The sequence below is a fragment of the Shewanella salipaludis genome (genome assembly GCF_012911865.1).
Classification (GTDB): Bacteria; Pseudomonadota; Gammaproteobacteria; order Enterobacterales; family Shewanellaceae; genus Shewanella; species Shewanella salipaludis.
Genome location: NZ_JAAXYH010000001.1, coordinates 297,313 through 316,717 on the forward strand (window position 1 = coordinate 297,313; position 19,405 = coordinate 316,717).

The window sequence follows — 19,405 nt, forward strand, 5'->3', positions numbered from 1 at the left end:
CATGCCTTGGATGGCAGATATTGCTACAGAGGCCATCGCAAAGGCTTATTGCAAAAGGCTATTGCAAAAAGTTGGGGCAAAAAGCAGGGACAGAGAGGCGGGCAGGCTTAGATAGCGGCTTCTTTCTTGTTCAGGCGAGTCCGGATAACCACCTCGGCGCCCTTGGGGGATAACTCGAGATCTATGTCTGTCTGCGGGATGCAACAGCAGGGCAGACATTCGTCGGCCTCAAGCTCGGCCAGGGGCGGCGTCAGGTAGCTGACACTGCCGCTGTTGAGCCGGGTCTTGCAGGCGCCGCAAAAGCCATTGCGGCACTCGGAAAACACCTTCACCTTCTTGAATTCCAACGCCTGCAGCAGGCTGCCGTGTTCCTGGGTAAACAACAACACGGGCTGGCCTTTCAGGCTGACTATGGGCGCCTTGCGAAATAACTTAGAGATCAAAATCGAGGAACTCGTCGCCGTCGACGGCCGAGTCTATCTGACCGACCAGGTAAGAAGAGACCTCCACTTCCTGCGGTGCCACTTGTACCGCATCACTCTCCAGCCAGTTCTTCATCCAAGGCAAGGGATTGCTCGATTCCGGATAAGGCTGTGGCAGATTCACCGACCTCATCCTCTGGTTGGTGATGAACTCCACGTATTGGCAAAGGATCTGCTCGTTCAGGCCTATCATGGAGCCGTCCTTGAACAAGTAGGTCGCCCATTGCTTCTCCTGCTCGGCGGCCTTGACGAAGAGGTCATAGGCTTCCTGCTGGCATTCCTTGGCGATTTCGGCCATCTCGGGATCGTCCTTGCCTGCCTGCATTATGGTGAGGATGTGCTGGGTGCTGTTCAGGTGCAGGGCTTCGTCGCGGGCGATGAGGCGGATGATCTTGGCGTTGCCTTCCATCAGCTTACGTTCGGCGAAGGCGAATGAGCAGGCGAAACTGACGTAGAAGCGTATGGCCTCCAGCGCGTTGACCGACATCATGCACAGGTACAGAGAACGCTTCAGTTCACGGGTGGTGACCAGCATCTCCTTGCCATCTATCTGATGGGTGCCTTCGCCCAGCAGGTGGTAAATCTGGGTCAGCTTGATCAGGTGATCATAGTAATGCGCTATGTCGCCGGCCCGCTTGAGTATCTCTTCATTCACTACTATGTCGTCGAACACCACAGAAGGGTCGTTGACTATGTTGCGTATGATATGGGTATAAGAGCGCGAGTGTATGGTCTCGGAGAAGGACCAGGTTTCGATCCAGGTTTCCAACTCGGGCAGAGACACCAGCGGCAGCAGCGCCACGTTCGGCGAGCGCCCCTGAATCGAGTCCAGCAGCGTCTGGTACTTGAGGTTGGAGATGAAGATATGTTTCTCATGATCCGGCAGCGCATTGTAGTCAATCTTGTCGCGACTGACATCCACTTCTTCGGGGCGCCAGAAGAAAGACAGCTGTTTTTCTATCAGCTTTTCAAAGACTTCATATTTCTGTTGGTCATAACGTGCCACATTGACCGACTGACCCAAAAACATGGGTTCGCGGGTGGCATTGTTCGGGGTTTGACAAAATGTAGAGTAAGCCATGGTCTATTTTCCAAGAAGCAGGGACCCCAATGGATCCCTGCAAAACCGTTAACATGAGTGCGGCAGATTAAATCTTGCAGGCACCGCCGGCGCAATCTTCGTCTTCTTTTTCCAGGCTGGTCAGATCGTCGAACTGATCCGAGGCGCCATCGCGAGTGTTATGATAATACAAGGTCTTGACCCCCAACTTGTAGGCCGAGAGCAAGTCTTTGAGCAGGGTCTGCATAGGCACACGTCCGCCTTCGAAACGCGCCGGATCATAGTTGGTGTTGGCCGAAATCGCCTGGTCGACAAACTTCTGCATCAGGCCGACCAATTGCAGATAACCGTCGTTGTTGGGCATCTGCCACAGCAGCTCGTAGTTATGTCTCAGGGTCTCGAAGTCGGGCACGACCTGCTTCAACTGACCATCCTTGCTGGCCTTGACGCTGATGAGGCCGCGTGGTGGCTCGATACCATTGGTCGCATTGGATATTTGCGATGAGGTCTCGGATGGCATCAAGGCCGACAGGGTAGAGTTACGCAGGCCGTATTGCTTGATGTCCTGGCGCAGGCCGTCCCAATCCAGGTGCAACGGCTCGTCACAGATCTTGTCCAGATCGCGCTTGTAGGTATCCGTCGGCATGATCCCCTTGGCATAGGTGGTTTCATTGAACGCAGGACAGGCACCTTGCTCCTTGGCCAGGTTCATCGAGGCTTTCAGCAGGTAGAACTGAATGGCTTCGAAGGTTCTGTGGGTCAGGTTGTTGGCGCTGCCGTCCGAGTACTTGACGCCATTCTTGGCCAGGTAGTTGGCGAAGTTGATCACCCCTATGCCCAGGGTACGGCGATTCATGGAGGCAATCTGTGCCGCCTTGATCGGGTAATCCTGATAGTCGAGCAGGTTATCCAGGGCACGCACGGCAAGATCGGCCAGCGGCTCTATCTCGTCCAGCGAGTTGAGGGTGCCCAGGTTCAGTGCCGACAGGGTACAGAGGGCGATTTCACCCTGCTCGTCGTCTATGTTGTTCATCGGCTTGGTCGGCAAGGCGATTTCCAGGCACAGGTTGGACTGTCTGATCGGCGCCACCTTGGCATCGAACGGGCTATGGGTGTTGCAGTGATCCACGTTCTGAATATAGATGCGGCCGGTAGAGGCGCGCTCCTGCATCATCAGCGAGAACAGTTCGACCGCTTTGAGGGTCTTCTTGCGGATGGCAGGATCTTGCTCGTATTGCAGATACAGACGCTCGAACTCATCCTGATCTTCGAAGAAGGCATCGTACATGCCAGGCACGTCCGATGGGCTGAACAGGCTAATGTTCTCACCCTTGATCAGGCGCTGATACATCAGCTTGTTGAGCTGTACGCCGTAGTCCAGATGGCGGATACGGTTATCTTCGACGCCGCGGTTATTCTTCAATACCAGCAGAGACTCGACTTCCAGATGCCAGATGGGGTAGAACAGGGTCGCAGCACCGCCGCGCACGCCGCCCTGAGAGCAGGACTTGACCGCCGTCTGGAAGTACTTGTAGAAAGGCAGGCAACCCGTGTGGAAGGCTTCACCGCCGCGGATTGGGCTGCCCAGGGCGCGGATACGGCCGGCATTGACCCCTATGCCGGCGCGTTGGCTGACATACTTGACTATGGAGGAGGCGGTGGCGTTGATGGAATCCAGGCTGTCACCGCATTCGATCAATACACAAGAGCTGAACTGACGTGTCGGGGTACGCACGCCTGCCATGATGGGGGTCGGCAAGGAGATCTTGAAGGTCGACACAGCATCGTAGAAGTCTTTGACATACTTGAGGCGGGTCTCTTTCGGGTAACGGGCGAACAGGCAGGCCGCCACCAGAATATAGAGGAACTGGGCACTCTCGTAGATCTCATGGGTCACCCGGTTCTGCACCAGGTACTTGCCTTCGAGTTGCTTGACCGCCGCGTAGGAGAAATCCATGTCGCGCCAGTGGTCGATGAAATCATTCATCTGCGCCAGCTCTTCACGACTGTAGTCTTGCAATATGTGTTGATCGTACTTGCCCAATTCCACCAGGCGGGTGACGTGCTCGTACAGCGCAGGTGGCTCGAACTGACCGAAGGCCTTCTTGCGCAGATGGAACACGGCCAGGCGGGCTGCCAGGAACTGGTAGTCCGGCGACTCGGGTGAAATCAGATCCGCAGCGGCTTTGATGATGGTCTCGTGGATGGCTTCCGTTGGAATGCCGTCGAAAAACTGCAGGTGTGAGCGAAGTTCAACTTCAGATACAGAAACGTTTTTCAATCCCTTGGCTGCCCAAGTAATTACGCGATGAATCTTCTCGAGATCGATCGGCTCGCGATCACCACAGCGCTTTGTAACTGTCATATTGCTATTCATTGAAGAGAGGCCTTGGTTCTAATATCTATTCGGGTGACGCTAGATCACCGTACGCTTCCTTGTAAACAATCAACCAAAATACCGCTAACGACGCCAAGTATTGTAAAAAACACTTAAGTTAAACGGAGAACTTCTAGTGTGTCTGATTGTTACCTATACACAAGATATGGTGTTTAATTTAATCTTAACTACAAGATAGTGAGGTTGAGGGGCTTTTGCAAGTATCAATTTCAGGGATATCTTGTGGATATCTTGAGGATAACGCCCGGCGTTAGTAGTGGCTAACCCTAGAGCCCAAATTTGGGTGGCGCTGCAGCCGTCAGGGTGTTTTTTGCTCAGTATCATGGGCCCGAATCGATCGCCAAAATAAGCAGCGATCGCCGGGGGATCGCTCGAGCTTGTCAGTCCCGGCTCATGGCTGAGACCCATGACTGAGACCCAGAGTTAAGAGTCCAGGGCTCAGTCCTTGAAGCTGAGTGCCGTCGTCACCGCCTGTGGCCGGGCGAAGCGGGCGATCGCCGGCCAGTTCAGGGGATCGTCCCCTGCGCCTATATAGCCCCAGAGGGCGATCGCCCCCTGCATGCAGGCATTTTGCGCCGCGACCAGATCCCGCTCGGCATCGCCTATATAAAGCAGGCGTCCTGGGGCATGTCCCAGTTGCTGTGCCCCCAGCAGCATGGGCGCCGTGTGGGGCTTGGCGAAGCGGGTGCTGTCACCGCTGATGATACAGTCGAGTCTGGGGGTCAGCGCCAGCTTGTCGAGCAGGGGCCGGGTAAAGCGCGCAGGCTTGTTGGTGATGATACCGAAGGGCCTTTGTTGCTGCTCCAGCAATGCCAGCAGCTCGGGGACGCCGGCGAACAGGCTGCTGTGATCGCCGTTGATGCGCTGATAGTGGGCCAACAAGCCCGTCTGCACCCTATGCTGCATGTCTGCCTCGGCATGGGGCAGGGCGGCCCTGACCAGCGCCAGACTGCCGTGGGATGCGGCGTGACGCAGGGTCGCCAGCGGCTGGCTGTCGAAGCCCGCATCCGCCAAGGCCAGGTTCAACGCCTGCACCAGATCCGGGGCGGTATCGACCAGGGTGCCGTCGAGATCGAACAGCACCCCGGCAACGCCGGTCAATGTCAGGGGATCCTGGGTCGCTGGCATGTCAGTCGACCTTAACCGTGGCCAGCATATAATTGACGTCTACCTTGGGAGTGTATTTGAACACCCCGGTCAGCGGGTTGTAGCCTATGCCCAGGGCGTCTTTGCAGATGAGATCTGTGTTGTCTATCAGGGCCATGAGTTCGGACGGTTTGATGAACTTATTATGGTCATGGGTGCCGACCGGCAACATCTTCAGCAGGTATTCGGCGCCCAGTATGGTATGCACATAGGACTTGATGTTGCGGTTGATGGTCGAGAAGAACACGGTGCCGCCGGGTTTGACCATGTCGCAACAGGCCTGGATCACCGACTGGGGATCCGGTACATGCTCGAGCATCTCCATGCAGGTCACCACGTCATAATAGTCCCTGTGGTTTTCGCGATGGGCCTCGGCGGTATTTTTCAGATACCTGACTTCGACTCCGGTTTCGAGCACATGCAGCCGGGCCACTTCCAGCGGCTCTTCGCCCATGTCCAGGCCATCGACCTCGGCCCCTATGCGCGCCATGCTCTCGGACAAGATGCCGCCGCCACAGCCGACATCCAGCACCTTCTTGCCGAATATGCCGCCGGCGGTGCTGTCTATATAGTTCAGACGCAGGGGATTCAACAGATGCAGTGGCTTGAACTCACCATTGGGATCCCACCAGGTGGCCGCCATACGTTCAAACTTGGCAATTTCCTGGGGATCGACGTTTTGATTCTGATGCATGGGATAACCTGATGCGCTGTGATTGTGGCGCTATTATAACGATCGGTGCAGATAAGCAAAGTCAGGCGGGCCCAATTGGTGATACTTGTTTGAAAAAACAGCATAACCCGGGTTATTGCTGCACAAATAAACGGCCACTCCCGCGGTTTTTCGGCCGAGAAAGCCAATAATCCCCATCGCCGGGCAGAATTGCCCTGGATTTTTTGCTGCCAACTCAGCTAGATAGCTCGGAATTGCTGCGCCGAGGGCCGCTGTCCCGAGCGCTTATTTAAATCATTAATGATAGCTCTGGCGACATTAAATAACTGTGTTAGAATGCCAAATCACGTTTTTGGGCCGGGCAATGACACGGAATCTGTGTTGTCGGCTATTTTTCAGGGGAACGAGCAGTTTATGACTGATCTGGCATCATCTATTTCGCCAATTAATATCGAAGACGAACTAAAGAATTCGTACCTGGATTACGCCATGAGCGTCATCGTGGGTCGTGCATTACCAGACGTACGCGACGGCTTGAAGCCAGTGCATCGCCGCGTATTGTTTGCCATGAGTGAATTGAAGAACGATTGGAATAAGCCTTACAAGAAGTCGGCCCGTGTGGTCGGTGACGTCATAGGTAAATACCATCCCCACGGCGACTCTGCCGTCTACGACACCATAGTACGTCTGGCGCAGCCCTTCTCCTTGCGTTACCCGCTGATCGACGGTCAGGGCAACTTCGGTTCGGTCGACGGCGACTCGGCGGCGGCCATGCGTTACACAGAAATCCGCATGGATAAGCTGGCGCACCAGCTGCTGGCGGATCTGGAAAAAGAGACAGTCGACTTCGTTCCCAACTATGACGGCACAGAGCAAATTCCTGCGGTATTGCCTACCCGGGTGCCCAACCTGTTGATCAATGGCTCCTCGGGCATCGCGGTCGGCATGGCCACCAACATTCCGCCCCATAACATGACCGAAGTGGTCAAGGGCTGTCTGGCGCTCATTGAAGAGCCTGAACTGTCGATCGAACAGTTGATGGAGTATATCCCGGGGCCGGATTTCCCGACCGCGGCACTCATCAACGGCCGCAAGGGCATCATAGACGCCTATAAGACCGGCCGTGGCCGCGCCGTGATGCGCGCCCTGGCCGCCGTCGAGACCGAAGACAATGGCCGCGAGCGCATCATAGTCTCGGAAATCCCTTACCAGGTGAACAAGGCCAAGCTTATCGAGAAGATAGCCGAACTGGTCAAAGACAAGAAGATTGAAGGCATCAGCGGCCTGCGCGACGAGTCTGACAAAGACGGCATGCGCATCGTGGTCGAGATCAAGCGTGGCGAAGTGGGTGAGGTGGTACTCAATAACCTCTATGCCCATACCCAGATGCAGTGTTCTTTCGGGATTAACATGGTGGCCCTGACCAATGGTCAGCCCAAGCTGTTCAACCTCAAAGAAATGCTCGAATGCTTCATATTGCACCGCCGCGAAGTGGTCACCCGTCGTACCGTATTCGAACTGCGCAAGGCCCGCGAGCGGGCGCACATACTCGAAGCATTGGCGGTGGCGCTGGCGAACATAGATCCCATCATCGCCCTCATCAAGGCCTCGCCGACCCCGGCCGATGCCAAGGCCAAGCTGGTCGAGCAGGGTTGGGAATTGGGTCATGTGCAGGGCATGCTGGAGAAGGCAGGTGACGATGCCGCCCGTCCTGAATGGCTGGAACCCGAGTTCGGTATTCGCGATGGCCAGTACTTCCTGACCGAGCAACAGGCCCAGGCGATTCTGGAACTGCGCCTGCACCGCCTGACAGGTCTCGAGCATGACAAGATCATCGCCGAATACGAAGAGTTGCTGGAATTCATCGCCGGCCTGCTGTTTATTCTGCGCAGCCCAGAGCGTTTGATGGAAGTCATCAAGGAAGAGCTGGAACTCATACTCGAAGAATACGGTGATGCCCGCCGGACAGTGATCAATGCCAACGAAGTCGATATGAGTCTGGAAGATCTTATCAACGAAGAAGACGTGGTAGTGACCCTGTCGCACCTGGGTTATGCCAAGTATCAACCCTTGAGCGATTACCAGGCCCAGCGCCGCGGTGGCAAGGGCAAGGCCGCGACCAAGGTGAAAGACGAAGACTTCGTCGAGAAGCTGCTGGTCGCCAACACCCATGACACCATACTGTGCTTCTCCGACTTCGGTAAGATGTACTGGCTCAAGGTGTATCAACTGCCGCTGGCGAGTCGTACCGCCCGTGGCCGTCCGATAGTCAACCTCTTGCCTCTGACCGACGGTGAGCGCATCACGGCGATATTGCCGGTGCGTGAATACGACGCCGAGAAGTATGTCATCATGGCAACCTCTCACGGTACAGTGAAGAAGACCTCGCTGATTGAATACAGTCGTCCGCGTGCCAACGGCATCATAGCCGTGAACCTGAAAGACGGCGATCAGCTGATCGGCGTCGACATCACCAATGGCAGCAACGAGATCATGTTGTTCTCGGACGAAGGCAAGGTAGTGCGTTTCAGCGAAGATCAAGTGCGTGGCATGGGCCGTACGGCCACGGGTGTGCGCGGTATCAAGCTTGAAGACGGTCAGAGCGTGGTCTCCCTGATAGTGCCGAAAGAAGATGGCGCCATCTTGACCGTGACCGAAAACGGTTACGGTAAGCGTACCCTGCTGGAAGAATACCCGGCCAAGAGCCGTGCCACCAAGGGCGTGGTCTCCATCAAGGTCAGCGAGCGTAACGGCGCCGTGGTCGGTGCGGTGCAGGTCGGTGAGAATGATGAAATCATGCTGATCAGCGACAAGGGCACCCTGGTGCGTACCCCGGCTGTGGGCGTGTCTGTCATAGGTCGTAACACCCAGGGCGTGACCATTATCCGCACCGCCAGCGATGAAACCGTGGTCGGCTTGCAACGTATCGATGAGATACAGAGCGATGACGATGAGGTTGAGCTGGATGAAAATGGTTTGCCGATAGTGCCCGTCGCCATTGCCGCGGCGGTCAGCGAAGGCGAATTGGCCGACGAGCCGCTCGATGATGATATCGAGGAAGAGGCAGAGCCGGACGAAGATGAAGACGAGCTTGTTGACGATGAGCAAGACGAAGACTAAGCGAGTGTCATGATAACGGGCGTCCATTTGGACGCTCGTTTTTTTAGCCCCATTCAAATATTTATGATGCTGAAGGAGTAGAGAAGTGAGCGCGATTTATAATTTCTGTGCCGGTCCTGCCATGTTGCCTCAGGCCGTAATGAAGAAAGCACAACAGGAATTACTGGATTGGAATGGTCTGGGTGTCTCCGTGATGGAGATCAGCCACAGAAGCAAAGAGTTTATCGCGCTGACGGCCAGAGCCGAAGCGGATCTGCGCGAGCTGATGCAGATCCCGGCCAACTACCATGTGCTCTTCATGCATGGCGGTGGTCGCGGTCAGTTCTCCGCCGTGGTGAATAATTTCCTCGGTGACAACGGCCGCGCCCTGTATCTGGTCAACGGTCAATGGTCTTCGGCGGCGGTAGCCGAGGCGAAGAAACTGGCGGGTGAGGCGCAGATCGACAGCCTGAACATTGTTGAAAAACACAATGGGCTCAACGCCGTGGTCTTGCCTGACTTGCATAAAATCGATGCCGATTACCGCTATGTGCACTATTGTCCGAACGAGACAGTCGATGGCATAGAAATTTTCGATGAGCTGGACAGCCCTTGGCCTGTTGTCGCCGACATGTCATCGACCATCATGTCCCACGAAATCGATGTCAGCCGTTACGGCCTCATCTATGCCGGCGCCCAGAAGAACATAGGTCCGTCCGGGCTGTCGTTGGTGATAGTGCGTGACGACATGCTCAAACTGCCGTCGCTGCCGCAGTCATCCGTGATGGATTATCGCATCGCGGTCGAGCATGACTCCATGTTCAACACCCCACCGACCTTCGCCTGGTATCTGGCGGCCGAAGTCTTCGCCTGGCTCAAGTCCGTTGGCGGCGTGGCCCACATAGCCGACGTCAATCGCCGCAAGGCCGAGCTCTTGTATGCCTGCATCGACAATAATGCCTTCTACCGCAATGGCGTGGAACTCGCCAACCGCTCACGGATGAACGTGACCTTCCAGTTGGCCGACCCGGCACTGGATGCCGAGTTCCTGAAGCAGGCCGAGGCCGCAGGTCTGGTGGCGCTCAAGGGCCACAGGATAGTCGGCGGCATGCGTGCCAGCCTCTACAACGCCATGCCGCTCGAAGGCGTGCAGGTGCTGGTGAACTTCATGAACGAGTTTGCCGCCAAGCATAACCAGGCTTGATACCCCAGCTGGACTAAAGCAAAAAAGCGAATGCCATGGCATTCGCTTTTTTTTGGGGGGGGAGGGGGGGCTGCTCGCCCCAGGTTCGTCCGATCCGTTGCCTGTTTTTACCTGTCGTATTAAAGCATCAGTCTGCCTGCACCAGCGCCTTGATCTTGACGGCTTTTTCGAAGTGGTCCAGTCGCTGCGTCTCTATCCACCACTCGGCGGCTTCCATGAGCAGTGCAGGATCATCATTTTTATTGGCGAAAAAGGCATAGAACGACAGCCCAACATTCGGGCCCTTGCTGGCTATTTTCTGCTCGCACACAGAGATGATTTTTTGTCTTAAACTTGCTCTCATCGATTCCTTATTACTTCATTGTTTACGCTTAAAACGCCTTGGCGGACCAAAGACTGCCCCTTGAAGACGTTTTCAGCTTTGCAAACCGCGGCTTGCGAGTGCTTTGGCCGGAGACCTGTGAGTAAAAGCCGCAGACTTGGCTTGTTAAATTTACCCAGCGTTAAAAGCAACTTTGACGGGAACATGGCTCCCATCCTTGTTTTCCAAGAGTAAGTTTAGAGTTTCTCCAGACTCTTTTTTCATTAATTTCTTGGCCTCACTTGTGGCACATCCAGGGATATGGCAGTTTTCAATTGCAATGATTTTTTGACCTGCAATGATCCCAGCTTTTTCAGCAGGAGAATTGGGGGTCACTTTCTGGATGGTGAAGGACGTGAGTGTGGAGCTGAAAAAGCCTTCAGTTTCAATATCACTTAATATCCCGATTTTTATTGGTTCTTTAGCCAGGACAGCGAATGACGTGACAGAGATTAGGACAATTAATAGCTTGAATATTTTCATCAACTTTCCTTGTAAGTCGAACTGGGTTAACGTCGAACTGGCTTAATAGTACGTATGCGCATATGTACATGGTTTAAATGCTAAACAGGTTATCACAAGAGACTGTTATGTAAAGCATTCTGTTTGCTCAGTCCCGCTAAACCTTCCGGCTGGGCACCCATTGCGCTGATAAAGGTTCACCATTAAATTTTGATTCACTAAGAGCATGGCTTACAGTTATGAGGTGAATTCCAGAGATCTCAAGCCCAGTAATAATGGTCAAAAAGTACCAAAAGGTTGGGCTGTCCTATTCTCCGAGTTCAAGGGGTAAGCTGCGATCTGCCGACCACTCGATGAGCCCCCCGTCGTAAACGGCCACGTTCTGATGCCCCAGCAAGTGGAGGATAAACGCATCGCTCGAAGAGGCAATGCCACCGCCACAGTAGGTAATAACGCGCTCGGCCTCCAACATTGGGCGAAACAGCTTGCGCAGCTCTTCTGCCGGACGATAGCGCATCGTCTCCCGGTCGAGGATTTCCCATGCCGTCACGTTTTTTGCGCCTGGAATATGCCCACGTCCCCCATATTCTTTACGCTCACCACGATGCTGGCGGCGGCCCAGCGCATTCACTATGCAGGTTTTCGAGTCCTCAATTGCACTCAACACCTCCTCTTTGCCAACGATGAGCCCAGATCTGACATGCGGGGTGAAGGTGGCAGCAGGGTACACGCAAGGTTTCGAAGAGACAGGACGGTCTTCAAGCCGCCAGGCCGTCCAGCCACCGTTAAGGACCGCCGCGTCGTCGAACCCGAAGGTGCGCAGCATCCACCACAATCGCGTGGCCCACATGTTCTCCCGCCCATCGTAAAGCACGACACGTGTGCCTTTTCCTATGCCAAGCCGGCCCATGTGATCGGCGAACCATTCTTCGGTCGGCATAGTAAAGGTATGGGAAGGTCGCCCCGGATCCGATATTTTCAGGAGATCTGCAAATGTGGCGCCTGGGATGTGGCTTCGCTTAAACTCACGCCTACCACTCCTGATACGCGGGAATGGCCAGAGCTTGATTTGCACAGTTGCATCCACTATGCGTAGGTCCGGGTCGTCCAGGTGTTTCTCCAGCCACTCGGGTTCGACGAGCGGGTGGAGGGCACTCGTCTCGGCTGCCTGCAGATTGAACTCACTCATGGCTATCTCCCAGTGGTTCCGCGCCAGTGTCTAAACGCCAACTATAAGGAATTATAACAAGCGCTATAAGGACAAGAGCTATTAAGGACAGCTAAACTCTTTCGCCCGGTAATAACACGTCCTGAACAGAGTCCGTCAGTCACTGATTCATAGATCATATAGGTCACGGGGTAGCAAACGCATCAAAGCTAAGATTGTCGGGGATTAAGATGGCTGATGTGCCAAAGATTGAGTGCACGAGTGCCCTGATAAACCTCAGTCACCGCAAAAATGCCCTTCGGACACAGAGATTAATCAAGTGGTAGAAGGGCGTACTTTCGGCATCAATTAACTGGCGATGGGCTGTGGTCATGGCAAGCCTCGACAGGCAAAAGGGGATATCCCACAGCCTGGCCAGACAGACCAAAAAGCGCAAAAAGGCCTGGATGTTCTCATATACTTGATATTAAATGAATTTTAAACATATATAGCGTTAACCATGATTGAGTGGTATGTTTTAATTCGGGTTTTAAGCTGCGACAAATCTATTTAAGATCACCGCTGACATTACTAAGATTTGTTTTTTCTTTGAAGGCTTGCTCTCCGTTTTCATTGAAACCAAATATAACAGCTTTATGGGAAGGTAAACGTAATGCGATTTTTTTGTTTGGCTCTACCTCAATACGTAGTCGGTCAAATGGTACAGCGTTTAACTCATTTTCTCTTCTTATTTCAATAATGCATGGATATTTATTTCTACACCATCTACCTTCAAATGAAATTAATTCGTAATTTTTAATGTACCAGTCTGGTCGAGTATTCGTGTATGTCGTTCTCGGCCAAATGACATCAACATCATGCTGTCCTGGCATGGTTGACCATACAGCCCCAAAATCATCAGTTAGAACAATGGGCTCTTTCGGGTTGAATTTGTTTAAAATTTTGTTGTAAATAGGATTTTCAAATTCTGTCGCTTTCGACTCCATTAAATTAGTTTGACTAATTGTAAGCGGATTGACACCGGTAAGATTAGCCAATTCGTTTGCTAGCCAGATTCTTTTGTCTTTAATATTTTTTTCTAAAATATGACTATAGCCACAATGTATTATAACTTTGGCATTTTTGTTAATAGAAAAAGTAGCATTAAATATATTTTCAGCTGCTTTCTTCTCCCTTTCACTACCAGAATCATCATACGCTATAATTTGATAACCAAGTTTCTTAGCTGTTCTGATCATTTCGGCATATATGGGTTCGTTAGAATATGCACCAGAGCGTTCAATAGCATACCCTCGAATATTGATATCAACATCTCTCTTTGATAGAGCTTCAATTGCTAAATAACGATACCCACTACTCCATAATTTTTGCAGTAAAGAAACTGTTAAAGTGCGATGAAGAGCTATGTGGTGAGCCTCATTTATCATAACAATTTGAGTTTCTTTGGACATTGTTTGAATTTTGTCAACTGCCGATATAGGAGAAAGATTGTCAATGACGTCTTCGGAAATAATTGGGGCATCAGTTGGAGAACTTATTGCCTTTTCATATTGACCCACATATGAATATAACGTTGCTAACGGTTGATTTACGGCAAACTGGCTTTGCTGATCACCTTTATATTTATCCTTTACTTCAATTACTCTACTTATTGCATCATTGTATGATTTGTTTTTTGGCGCATCTATTACTTGCTTATACAAAAAACCTAACTCGCTTGGTTCTTTAGCATATAAGTGATTTGTATAAACTAACAATATAAGAGAAAATAAATATCTTTTTCGCATTAACAGTAACTTGTTATTTATACACATGTAGGTAGATCCTTCTAATTTTTAGGTAGTTGCGCAAGTTGTAAATATGTATAACTTAGGTTCCAATACAAACTACGTTATCACAAGTTACTGTTGTGTAAAGCATTAAGTTCGATTTGAGTCCAATGCCTTTCGGCTAAACGGATGAACAAGTGAAACACTCATAATTATTGGCAGCTTTTGGCTCGTTTGTTTAGGCTTTACTGGAGTCTTTGAAAGAGGAAAGGAAGCCATGCCAAGGCCGAGATGTTGCCTGGTGAGTCAGGAAGACACACCGTTCTATCATCACAAATCAGGCCAGCCATGTTAAAACAATAACATAATGCACTTTCAGTTAGGGCTCAAGCTAGGGAAAGTGATTTAACCGATAAAGAATCGACAGGACATGATGCAAAATGGATGAGGATTGATAAAACAGGTCTACTTCACTCAAAAACAGTGATTTTTGGCGTCAGTTACCCAACCCATTTCCATTCATAGGGTCCTGAAAGGTATCGCTTTAAACAATGAAGTTAACGTCAGCCTGCGTTGAGGTGCTGACAACAGGCGGAGAAATGCCGTCGTCGCTTCTCTAAATGTTCACAATAGCTGTTGAGTTCTTGCAGCGTTCCCACGGGACCATGGAACAGCTTGCCAAATTCAGTGGTGAGTTTTAACCAACTCTCTTGCTCGATATTCAATCTTGTTAGCAACTTAGCGCTGTTCTCTCCGATAGCACCACGCTTGTCATCTCGAATAATACGCCCTGTATCATCAATCAATTCAAGATAATCCTGGAGCGAAAACGCGATGCCATTGGGCTGATTATCGCGTTCGTTGCCAATAAAAGGCAGTAGGTTTGGTGGTTGTTCGCCTTTCAAGGCTGCCTGAATTCGCAGTTGAATGCTGGTGTGATTGGATTGCTCTGGGGTAGCCGCCATCTTGGCTCTGATGGGATTCAAATCGACATAGGCCATACAGGTTAATACTGCGGCCTCATCCAATAACGCCTGCGACTTAAACCTGCCTTCCCAGAATCTGCCTGAGCAGTTATCCTCTTGATTTGCTTGCCTGGCTATCGGTTCATTGAGGCAACGCATAAACCACGATATATCACATAGCCTGCTGCGATAGGTCGCGATGGAGTGCTTTAAATGGATCACTTCATGAGATTCAACCAGCCCACCCTGGGCAAATTTACGGGTTAATTCATCGCCTTTAAACAGTTTATGCCACTGCTTAAGCACTTCTGCGTCGCTCCAACGGTTGGCCGTGTCGAGATCAATTCGCAACACCACACAACACACAAATCAGGCCAGCCATGAACACACAAATCAGGCCAGCCATGTTAAAACAATAACATAATGCACTTTCAGTTAGGGCTCAAGCTAGGGAAAGTGATTTAACCGATAAAGAGTCGACAGGACATGATGCAAAATGGATGAGGATTGATAAAACAGGTCTACTTCACTCAAAAACAGTGATTTTTGGCGTCAGTTACCCAACCCATTTCCATTCATAGGGTCCTGAAAGGTATCGCTTTAAACAATGAAGTTAACGTCAGCCTGCGTTGAGGTGCTGACAACAGGCGGAGAAATGCCGTCGTCGCTTCTCTAAATGTTCACAATAGCTGCTGAGTTCTTGCAGCGTTCCCACGGGACCATGGAACAGCTTGCCAAATTCAGTGGTGATTTTTAACCAACTCTCTTGCTCGATATTCAATCTTGTTAGTAACTTAGCGCTGTTCTCTCCGATAGCACCACGCTTGTCATCTCGAATAATACGCCCTGTATCATCAATCAATTCAAGATAATCCTGGAGCGAAAACACGATGCCATTGGGCTGATTATCGCGTTCGTTGCCAATAAAAGGCAGTAGGTTTGGTGGTTGTTCGCCTTTCAAGGCTGCCTGAATTCGCAGTTGAATGCTGGTGTGATTGGATTGCTCTGGGGTAGCCGCCATCTTGGCTCTGATGGGATTCAAATCGACATAGGCCATACAGGTTAATACTGCGGCCTCATCCAATAACGCCTGCGACTTAAACCTGCCTTCCCAGAATCTGCCTGAGCAGTTATCCTCTTGATTTGCTTGCCTGGCTATCGGTTCATTGAGGCAACGCATAAACCACGATATATCACATAGCCTGCTGCGATAGGTCGCGATGGAGTGCTTTAAATGGATCACTTCATGAGATTCAACCAGCCCACCCTGGGCAAATTTACGGGTTAATTCATCGCCTTTAAACAGTTTATGCCACTGCTCAAGCACTTCTGCGTCGCTCCAACGGTTGGCCGTGTCGAGATCAATTCGCAACACCACATGCAGGTGATTCGACATCACCGCAAAAGCAGCCACATCAATGGCAAACACCGCTTCAAGTTCAAACAGCAATGACTCTACCCAGCCCCGGCGATGGTCATAGTTATTACCCGAGTATCGATCATCCCCACAGAGGAAGGCGCGACGCACCACCCGGCTGCAGCAGTGGTAGAAAGGGGTGTCTTCGACACTGATCTGAGTTCTTCTGGGACGCGGCATGGCAAGACTCCAACATCGACAATTTATCTCAGTCTAGGAGAGGCCGCTGGATCACGCCATTTACTGTGGGTGGCCTGATTCAGCACTTGCCTGATTCAGCACTTTTAAAGAGTGGATTTAACCAATCAGTCCTCGGGTGTTTGATTCTTCTTTGGGTATTTGAACTACTAGTTTCTTCAGTTGAAGAGTTACTTTCAGTGATCTGTTGAGCTAAAGGTGAAAACTGACAAATTTCAATAAACGAATTTAATTCAGGACTTTCTTGTGCCTCAAAAGCCTTAATCCCTAGCTCTTCAATTGCTAAGGTATTTTCGTCAGTTAGGGTAATGTAACCAGCCATTTTTAGTTTAAGATATTCAAAGCATAATTTTGAAACAAGTACAGGCTTTTCATCTGTAGCGTATTTGATGAATTCACTTTGCAGTATCGAACAAATATTTGTCCATTCAGCAGAGTTTTTTCTCAAGTTAGTTTGATCAGATTTCGCTTTGGCTAAAATATCGCCCCAGCCCTGATTCATCATTAAATTATAAAAAACTTCCATGTGACTCCAAAAGTAAGAAAAGCATATAACGTTTGGTTAAGGGGCCGGCTTTAGCCGGTCTCAGTGAGCGAAGCGAACGATTTGAACCATTTGTTAGACGTGGGTTCTATGGTAGTGATGATAGAACTTGTTTGCCTTCATCGGGGAAATTGCCCACTTATGTTTGATTCCTCGGCCAATTGTTAGTGCTTCACGCAGTTCTTTGACCTCAAAGTTATGATCAAGCCTACTGTATTCATACTGCTTGTTGTTAATCGGTGCTGTGCCGTAGAGATTTGAGAACTCATGGATCAATGCGGCCTCTACATCTTTATAGGCCGATAAATTATTTCGAACACGTGGTGTTGCCACTCCAATGGTCAATCCATGGTTCTCTATGATTTCCCAGAGGTCATTTAACCACCCCTTTGTGTGGGAGTTTATTCTCTGCTTAAAATTTCCTTCGCCGATATATAAAAGCGATGTGGCTCTGTAAGGGTACTGAATTGCAAATGGCCCATTCAGTCGAATGACATAGACAGATCTATCTAGTTGATTTTCTTTTAAGCCATTTTCTAGTATTTGAGGCAGTAAGTCATTTGCCCAAGTAAATCCGTAGCTCCAATAGAGCCATTTCCAATTTAGGTTGATAGATGCCATGGCTATAAATTCGTCTAACGCCCTTGTTAATGGGCAAAATTTAGTTGGCTATAATGTGAAGCGGAGCGAAACCAAGCCAACGTAATTTTGTCCGCTTTAAACAGATTGTTATACATGCGACCCAACTAAAGCCGCTTTTACGAGGTTAACTCTATGTTGATCTTTAATAAATAACTCCCCGTTGAAGCTTAGTTGCTGACCTACACTTATATGTAGCTCCATTTTCTTTGAAAGTTTTACACAGGGCCATTCATTATTAACTTTATTACTGTAGTTAAACTGACTTAATTCACCATGAACTTTAAACATTGGTGATTGGCCAAATTCTATTTCGATTTCTAGAGTATCTTTGGGGCTATGATCGTCATAACAGTCAAAACTAACTATATTTTTGAGATTTTTAGCGATTTCATCTGTTGAACGTAAAAAATACCAAATTAACTCTAACCACTCTGAGCACTTCTCTATGGAGGGTGGAGTAACATCATTATGTTCAATATTATTTCGAATAATAAGAAGTTCTTTTAGCATCATGGGCTTAACAAGCCCAAAACACTCCAGAAGCTCGATTGCACCTTTAACTTTTGTGTTGGGAATACAACTTAAATTATAGCTTTTCTCAATGAGTTGAAGCCTGGCATTTAATGACCGCTTTAGCCAAGAAATGCAATCTCCTCGATCAAATTCACACGAGCTATCCGACTGAATAAAAGAGCCAGCTCTTTCAAGTAGCTCATACGATCTTGTAAAGGTACCATCGAAGTAGGCTCCACTCGCATCATAAGAAGGCCACTTTAAAAATACTGGATTAAGCCAAATTTCAGACACTGTGGGACGTTGCTCCTAGCATGTATAACGCCGCTAGCATGGGCCGTAGCGTAGTTGATTGCGTTGTGCTATTCAGCACAAAGCAAGCGACGCAGCGGAGGTCCAACCAGCTTTAGCTGGTGAACATGGCTAGCTTTGTTAACTATTAGCTACAAAATTGTGTATCACATAAATATACATGCGATATTTTAGCTGTATCATTTTCACAACCTAAAAGCTGGAAAGATACTTTCTGCCCACTCGCTTTTGCGGCTAATATTGAAGAAAACATTTCCTTATTATTTTGTATATCTAGAAAATAAAATTTAATGTTTGAACACCCTTCCGCGAGTTTCATTGACTCTAGCTGCACGCGCGCATGCGTTGCTCCAATCGTTAGCCCCTTGACTATTGATACATTGGAGTAACTCTCTGACCATGATAGAGAACTTACTAATAGTAATGAAAATACCACTAAATACTTCATATTATTCCTTTGATAGTTAACATTTTAATAGTGCGCATGCGCATATGTACATTAGTCCAATGCAAACCACGTTATCACAAGTTACTGTTGTGTAAAGCATTAGGTTTGGTTTTAGTCCAATGTCTTCCGGCTAAACGCGCATGCGCGTTTACACAAATAACGAGATCTCGTTATTCCAATACAGTATTCATGTAACACACTGAATTATAATAGTTATTTCGTGACACTCTTGTGCAAATGCGCATCGCTCAGATACTTTTTCATGCAAACGCGGCAGTTTTAGGCTAAAACCAAAAAATCAACTGGATAAACATCCAGTACTCCAGTGCAATAACTCATGCGAATAAATTTTATGTTCAAGAGCCGCTTTCTCACTCAAATAAGTGAGAGTCTCAGATTGCGGGGCTACTGGCTGCGGACAGAAAAACCTACCTGTATTGGATCACATGCTAGATACGTTTCCATTGTCTTTGAGCATCCTGACACTATGGGGGCACCGGAGGTCATGGCATTTCTGTCCTACCTGGCGAACCGACATCATGTA

16 protein-coding genes and 2 pseudogenes are annotated in these 19,405 nt (G+C 49.8%); 2 read left to right on the forward strand and 16 right to left on the reverse strand.

The window, feature by feature from the left end:
* Positions 1 to 107: 107 nt before the first annotated feature.
* From yfaE to ubiG, 5 genes are all read right to left on the reverse strand, one after another.
* The gene (yfaE, locus tag HC757_RS01225) at positions 108 to 446 is read right to left on the reverse strand and encodes a class I ribonucleotide reductase maintenance protein YfaE (RefSeq protein WP_169562803.1); all 339 of its coding nucleotides are present in this window, start codon (positions 444 to 446) and stop codon (positions 108 to 110) included.
* Positions 433 to 1,563, reverse strand: coding sequence for a class Ia ribonucleoside-diphosphate reductase subunit beta (gene nrdB, locus HC757_RS01230; RefSeq protein WP_169562436.1), 1,131 nt, complete (start codon positions 1,561 to 1,563; stop codon positions 433 to 435). Before nrdB ends, yfaE begins: the two co-directional genes overlap by 14 nt.
* Positions 1,564 to 1,630: 67 nt before the next feature.
* On the reverse strand, positions 1,631 to 3,919 hold the full coding sequence (gene nrdA / locus HC757_RS01235; RefSeq protein WP_169562437.1) for a class 1a ribonucleoside-diphosphate reductase subunit alpha: 2,289 nt from the start codon (positions 3,917 to 3,919) through the stop codon (positions 1,631 to 1,633).
* Between the two features lie 459 nt (positions 3,920 to 4,378).
* Positions 4,379 to 5,047, reverse strand: a complete 669-nt coding sequence (locus tag HC757_RS01240; RefSeq protein ID WP_169562804.1) for an HAD family hydrolase — start codon at positions 5,045 to 5,047, stop codon at positions 4,379 to 4,381.
* Positions 5,048 to 5,069: 22 nt separating this feature from the next.
* Positions 5,070 to 5,780: a bifunctional 2-polyprenyl-6-hydroxyphenol methylase/3-demethylubiquinol 3-O-methyltransferase UbiG gene (ubiG, locus tag HC757_RS01245; protein WP_169562438.1), complete on the reverse strand. Its 711-nt coding sequence runs from the start codon at positions 5,778 to 5,780 to the stop codon at positions 5,070 to 5,072.
* Positions 5,781 to 6,173: 393 nt separating this feature from the next.
* Here ubiG and gyrA point away from each other — a divergent pair, with 393 nt between their 5' ends.
* Together gyrA and serC are read left to right on the forward strand one after the other, a co-directional pair.
* Positions 6,174 to 8,879, forward strand: coding sequence for a DNA gyrase subunit A (gyrA, locus tag HC757_RS01250; RefSeq protein ID WP_169562439.1), 2,706 nt, complete (start codon positions 6,174 to 6,176; stop codon positions 8,877 to 8,879).
* A gap of 85 nt (positions 8,880 to 8,964) precedes the next feature.
* On the forward strand, positions 8,965 to 10,062 hold the full coding sequence (gene serC, locus HC757_RS01255; RefSeq protein ID WP_169562440.1) for a 3-phosphoserine/phosphohydroxythreonine transaminase: 1,098 nt from the start codon (positions 8,965 to 8,967) through the stop codon (positions 10,060 to 10,062).
* Positions 10,063 to 10,189: 127 nt separating this feature from the next.
* Here serC and HC757_RS01260 read toward each other — a convergent pair whose 3' ends face one another.
* The 11 genes and pseudogenes from HC757_RS01260 to HC757_RS01310 all read right to left on the reverse strand — a co-directional run bounded on the left by HC757_RS01260 (position 10,190) and on the right by HC757_RS01310 (position 18,861).
* Positions 10,190 to 10,405: a DUF6500 family protein gene (locus tag HC757_RS01260; protein WP_169562441.1), complete on the reverse strand. Its 216-nt coding sequence runs from the start codon at positions 10,403 to 10,405 to the stop codon at positions 10,190 to 10,192.
* A gap of 150 nt (positions 10,406 to 10,555) precedes the next feature.
* Complete coding sequence (locus HC757_RS01265) at positions 10,556 to 10,906, reverse strand: PDZ domain-containing protein (protein ID WP_169562442.1); 351 nt, start codon at positions 10,904 to 10,906, stop codon at positions 10,556 to 10,558.
* A 286-nt stretch (positions 10,907 to 11,192) separates the two neighbouring features.
* The gene (locus HC757_RS01270) at positions 11,193 to 12,074 is read right to left on the reverse strand and encodes a sulfurtransferase (protein ID WP_169562443.1); all 882 of its coding nucleotides are present in this window, start codon (positions 12,072 to 12,074) and stop codon (positions 11,193 to 11,195) included.
* Positions 12,075 to 12,339: 265 nt separating this feature from the next.
* Positions 12,340 to 12,426 (reverse strand): annotated as a pseudogene (locus HC757_RS18990) (transposase); the annotation flags it as partial.
* A gap of 172 nt (positions 12,427 to 12,598) precedes the next feature.
* Positions 12,599 to 13,867 carry a hypothetical protein gene (locus HC757_RS01280; RefSeq protein WP_169562444.1) on the reverse strand — a complete coding sequence of 423 codons (1,269 nt, stop codon included), beginning with the start codon at positions 13,865 to 13,867 and terminating at the stop codon, positions 12,599 to 12,601.
* 518 nt (positions 13,868 to 14,385) lie between these two features.
* Positions 14,386 to 15,144 (reverse strand): annotated as a pseudogene (locus HC757_RS01285) (transposase); the annotation flags it as partial.
* A gap of 262 nt (positions 15,145 to 15,406) precedes the next feature.
* Complete coding sequence (locus HC757_RS01290) at positions 15,407 to 16,384, reverse strand: transposase (RefSeq protein ID WP_169562445.1); 978 nt, start codon at positions 16,382 to 16,384, stop codon at positions 15,407 to 15,409.
* Between the two features lie 79 nt (positions 16,385 to 16,463).
* Entirely contained in the window at positions 16,464 to 16,928 is a 465-nt protein-coding gene (locus tag HC757_RS01295; protein WP_169562446.1) for a hypothetical protein, read from the reverse strand.
* Between the two features lie 93 nt (positions 16,929 to 17,021).
* Positions 17,022 to 17,567 (reverse strand): hypothetical protein, encoded by a 546-nt coding sequence (locus HC757_RS01300; RefSeq protein WP_169562447.1) that lies wholly within the window; start codon positions 17,565 to 17,567, stop codon positions 17,022 to 17,024.
* A gap of 108 nt (positions 17,568 to 17,675) precedes the next feature.
* A complete protein-coding gene (locus tag HC757_RS01305) occupies positions 17,676 to 18,395 on the reverse strand; it encodes a hypothetical protein (RefSeq protein ID WP_169562448.1) in 720 nt (239 codons plus the stop codon).
* Positions 18,396 to 18,540: 145 nt separating this feature from the next.
* Positions 18,541 to 18,861, reverse strand: a complete 321-nt coding sequence (locus tag HC757_RS01310) for a hypothetical protein (protein WP_169562449.1) — start codon at positions 18,859 to 18,861, stop codon at positions 18,541 to 18,543.
* Positions 18,862 to 19,405 lie beyond the last annotated feature (544 nt).

Excerpts from the sequence above, each read along its gene's own strand:
- HC757_RS01270 (WP_169562443.1), bottom strand. The coding sequence starts at position 12,074 with ATGAGTGAGTTCAATCTGCAGGCAGCCGAGACGAGTGCCCTCCACCCG.
- nrdA (WP_169562437.1), bottom strand. The coding sequence starts at position 3,919 with ATGAATAGCAATATGACAGTTACAAAGCGCTGTGGTGATCGCGAGCCG.
- HC757_RS01260 (WP_169562441.1), bottom strand. The coding sequence starts at position 10,405 with ATGAGAGCAAGTTTAAGACAAAAAATCATCTCTGTGTGCGAGCAGAAA.
- ubiG (WP_169562438.1), bottom strand. The coding sequence starts at position 5,780 with ATGCATCAGAATCAAAACGTCGATCCCCAGGAAATTGCCAAGTTTGAA.
- nrdB (WP_169562436.1), bottom strand. The coding sequence starts at position 1,563 with ATGGCTTACTCTACATTTTGTCAAACCCCGAACAATGCCACCCGCGAA.
- HC757_RS01310 (WP_169562449.1), bottom strand. The coding sequence starts at position 18,861 with ATGAAGTATTTAGTGGTATTTTCATTACTATTAGTAAGTTCTCTATCA.
- HC757_RS01280 (WP_169562444.1), bottom strand. The coding sequence starts at position 13,867 with ATGTGTATAAATAACAAGTTACTGTTAATGCGAAAAAGATATTTATTT.
- HC757_RS01265 (WP_169562442.1), bottom strand. The coding sequence starts at position 10,906 with ATGAAAATATTCAAGCTATTAATTGTCCTAATCTCTGTCACGTCATTC.
- HC757_RS01300 (WP_169562447.1), bottom strand. The coding sequence starts at position 17,567 with ATGGCATCTATCAACCTAAATTGGAAATGGCTCTATTGGAGCTACGGA.
- HC757_RS01290 (WP_169562445.1), bottom strand. The coding sequence starts at position 16,384 with ATGCCGCGTCCCAGAAGAACTCAGATCAGTGTCGAAGACACCCCTTTC.
- HC757_RS01295 (WP_169562446.1), bottom strand. The coding sequence starts at position 16,928 with ATGGAAGTTTTTTATAATTTAATGATGAATCAGGGCTGGGGCGATATT.
- gyrA (WP_169562439.1), top strand. The coding sequence starts at position 6,174 with ATGACTGATCTGGCATCATCTATTTCGCCAATTAATATCGAAGACGAA.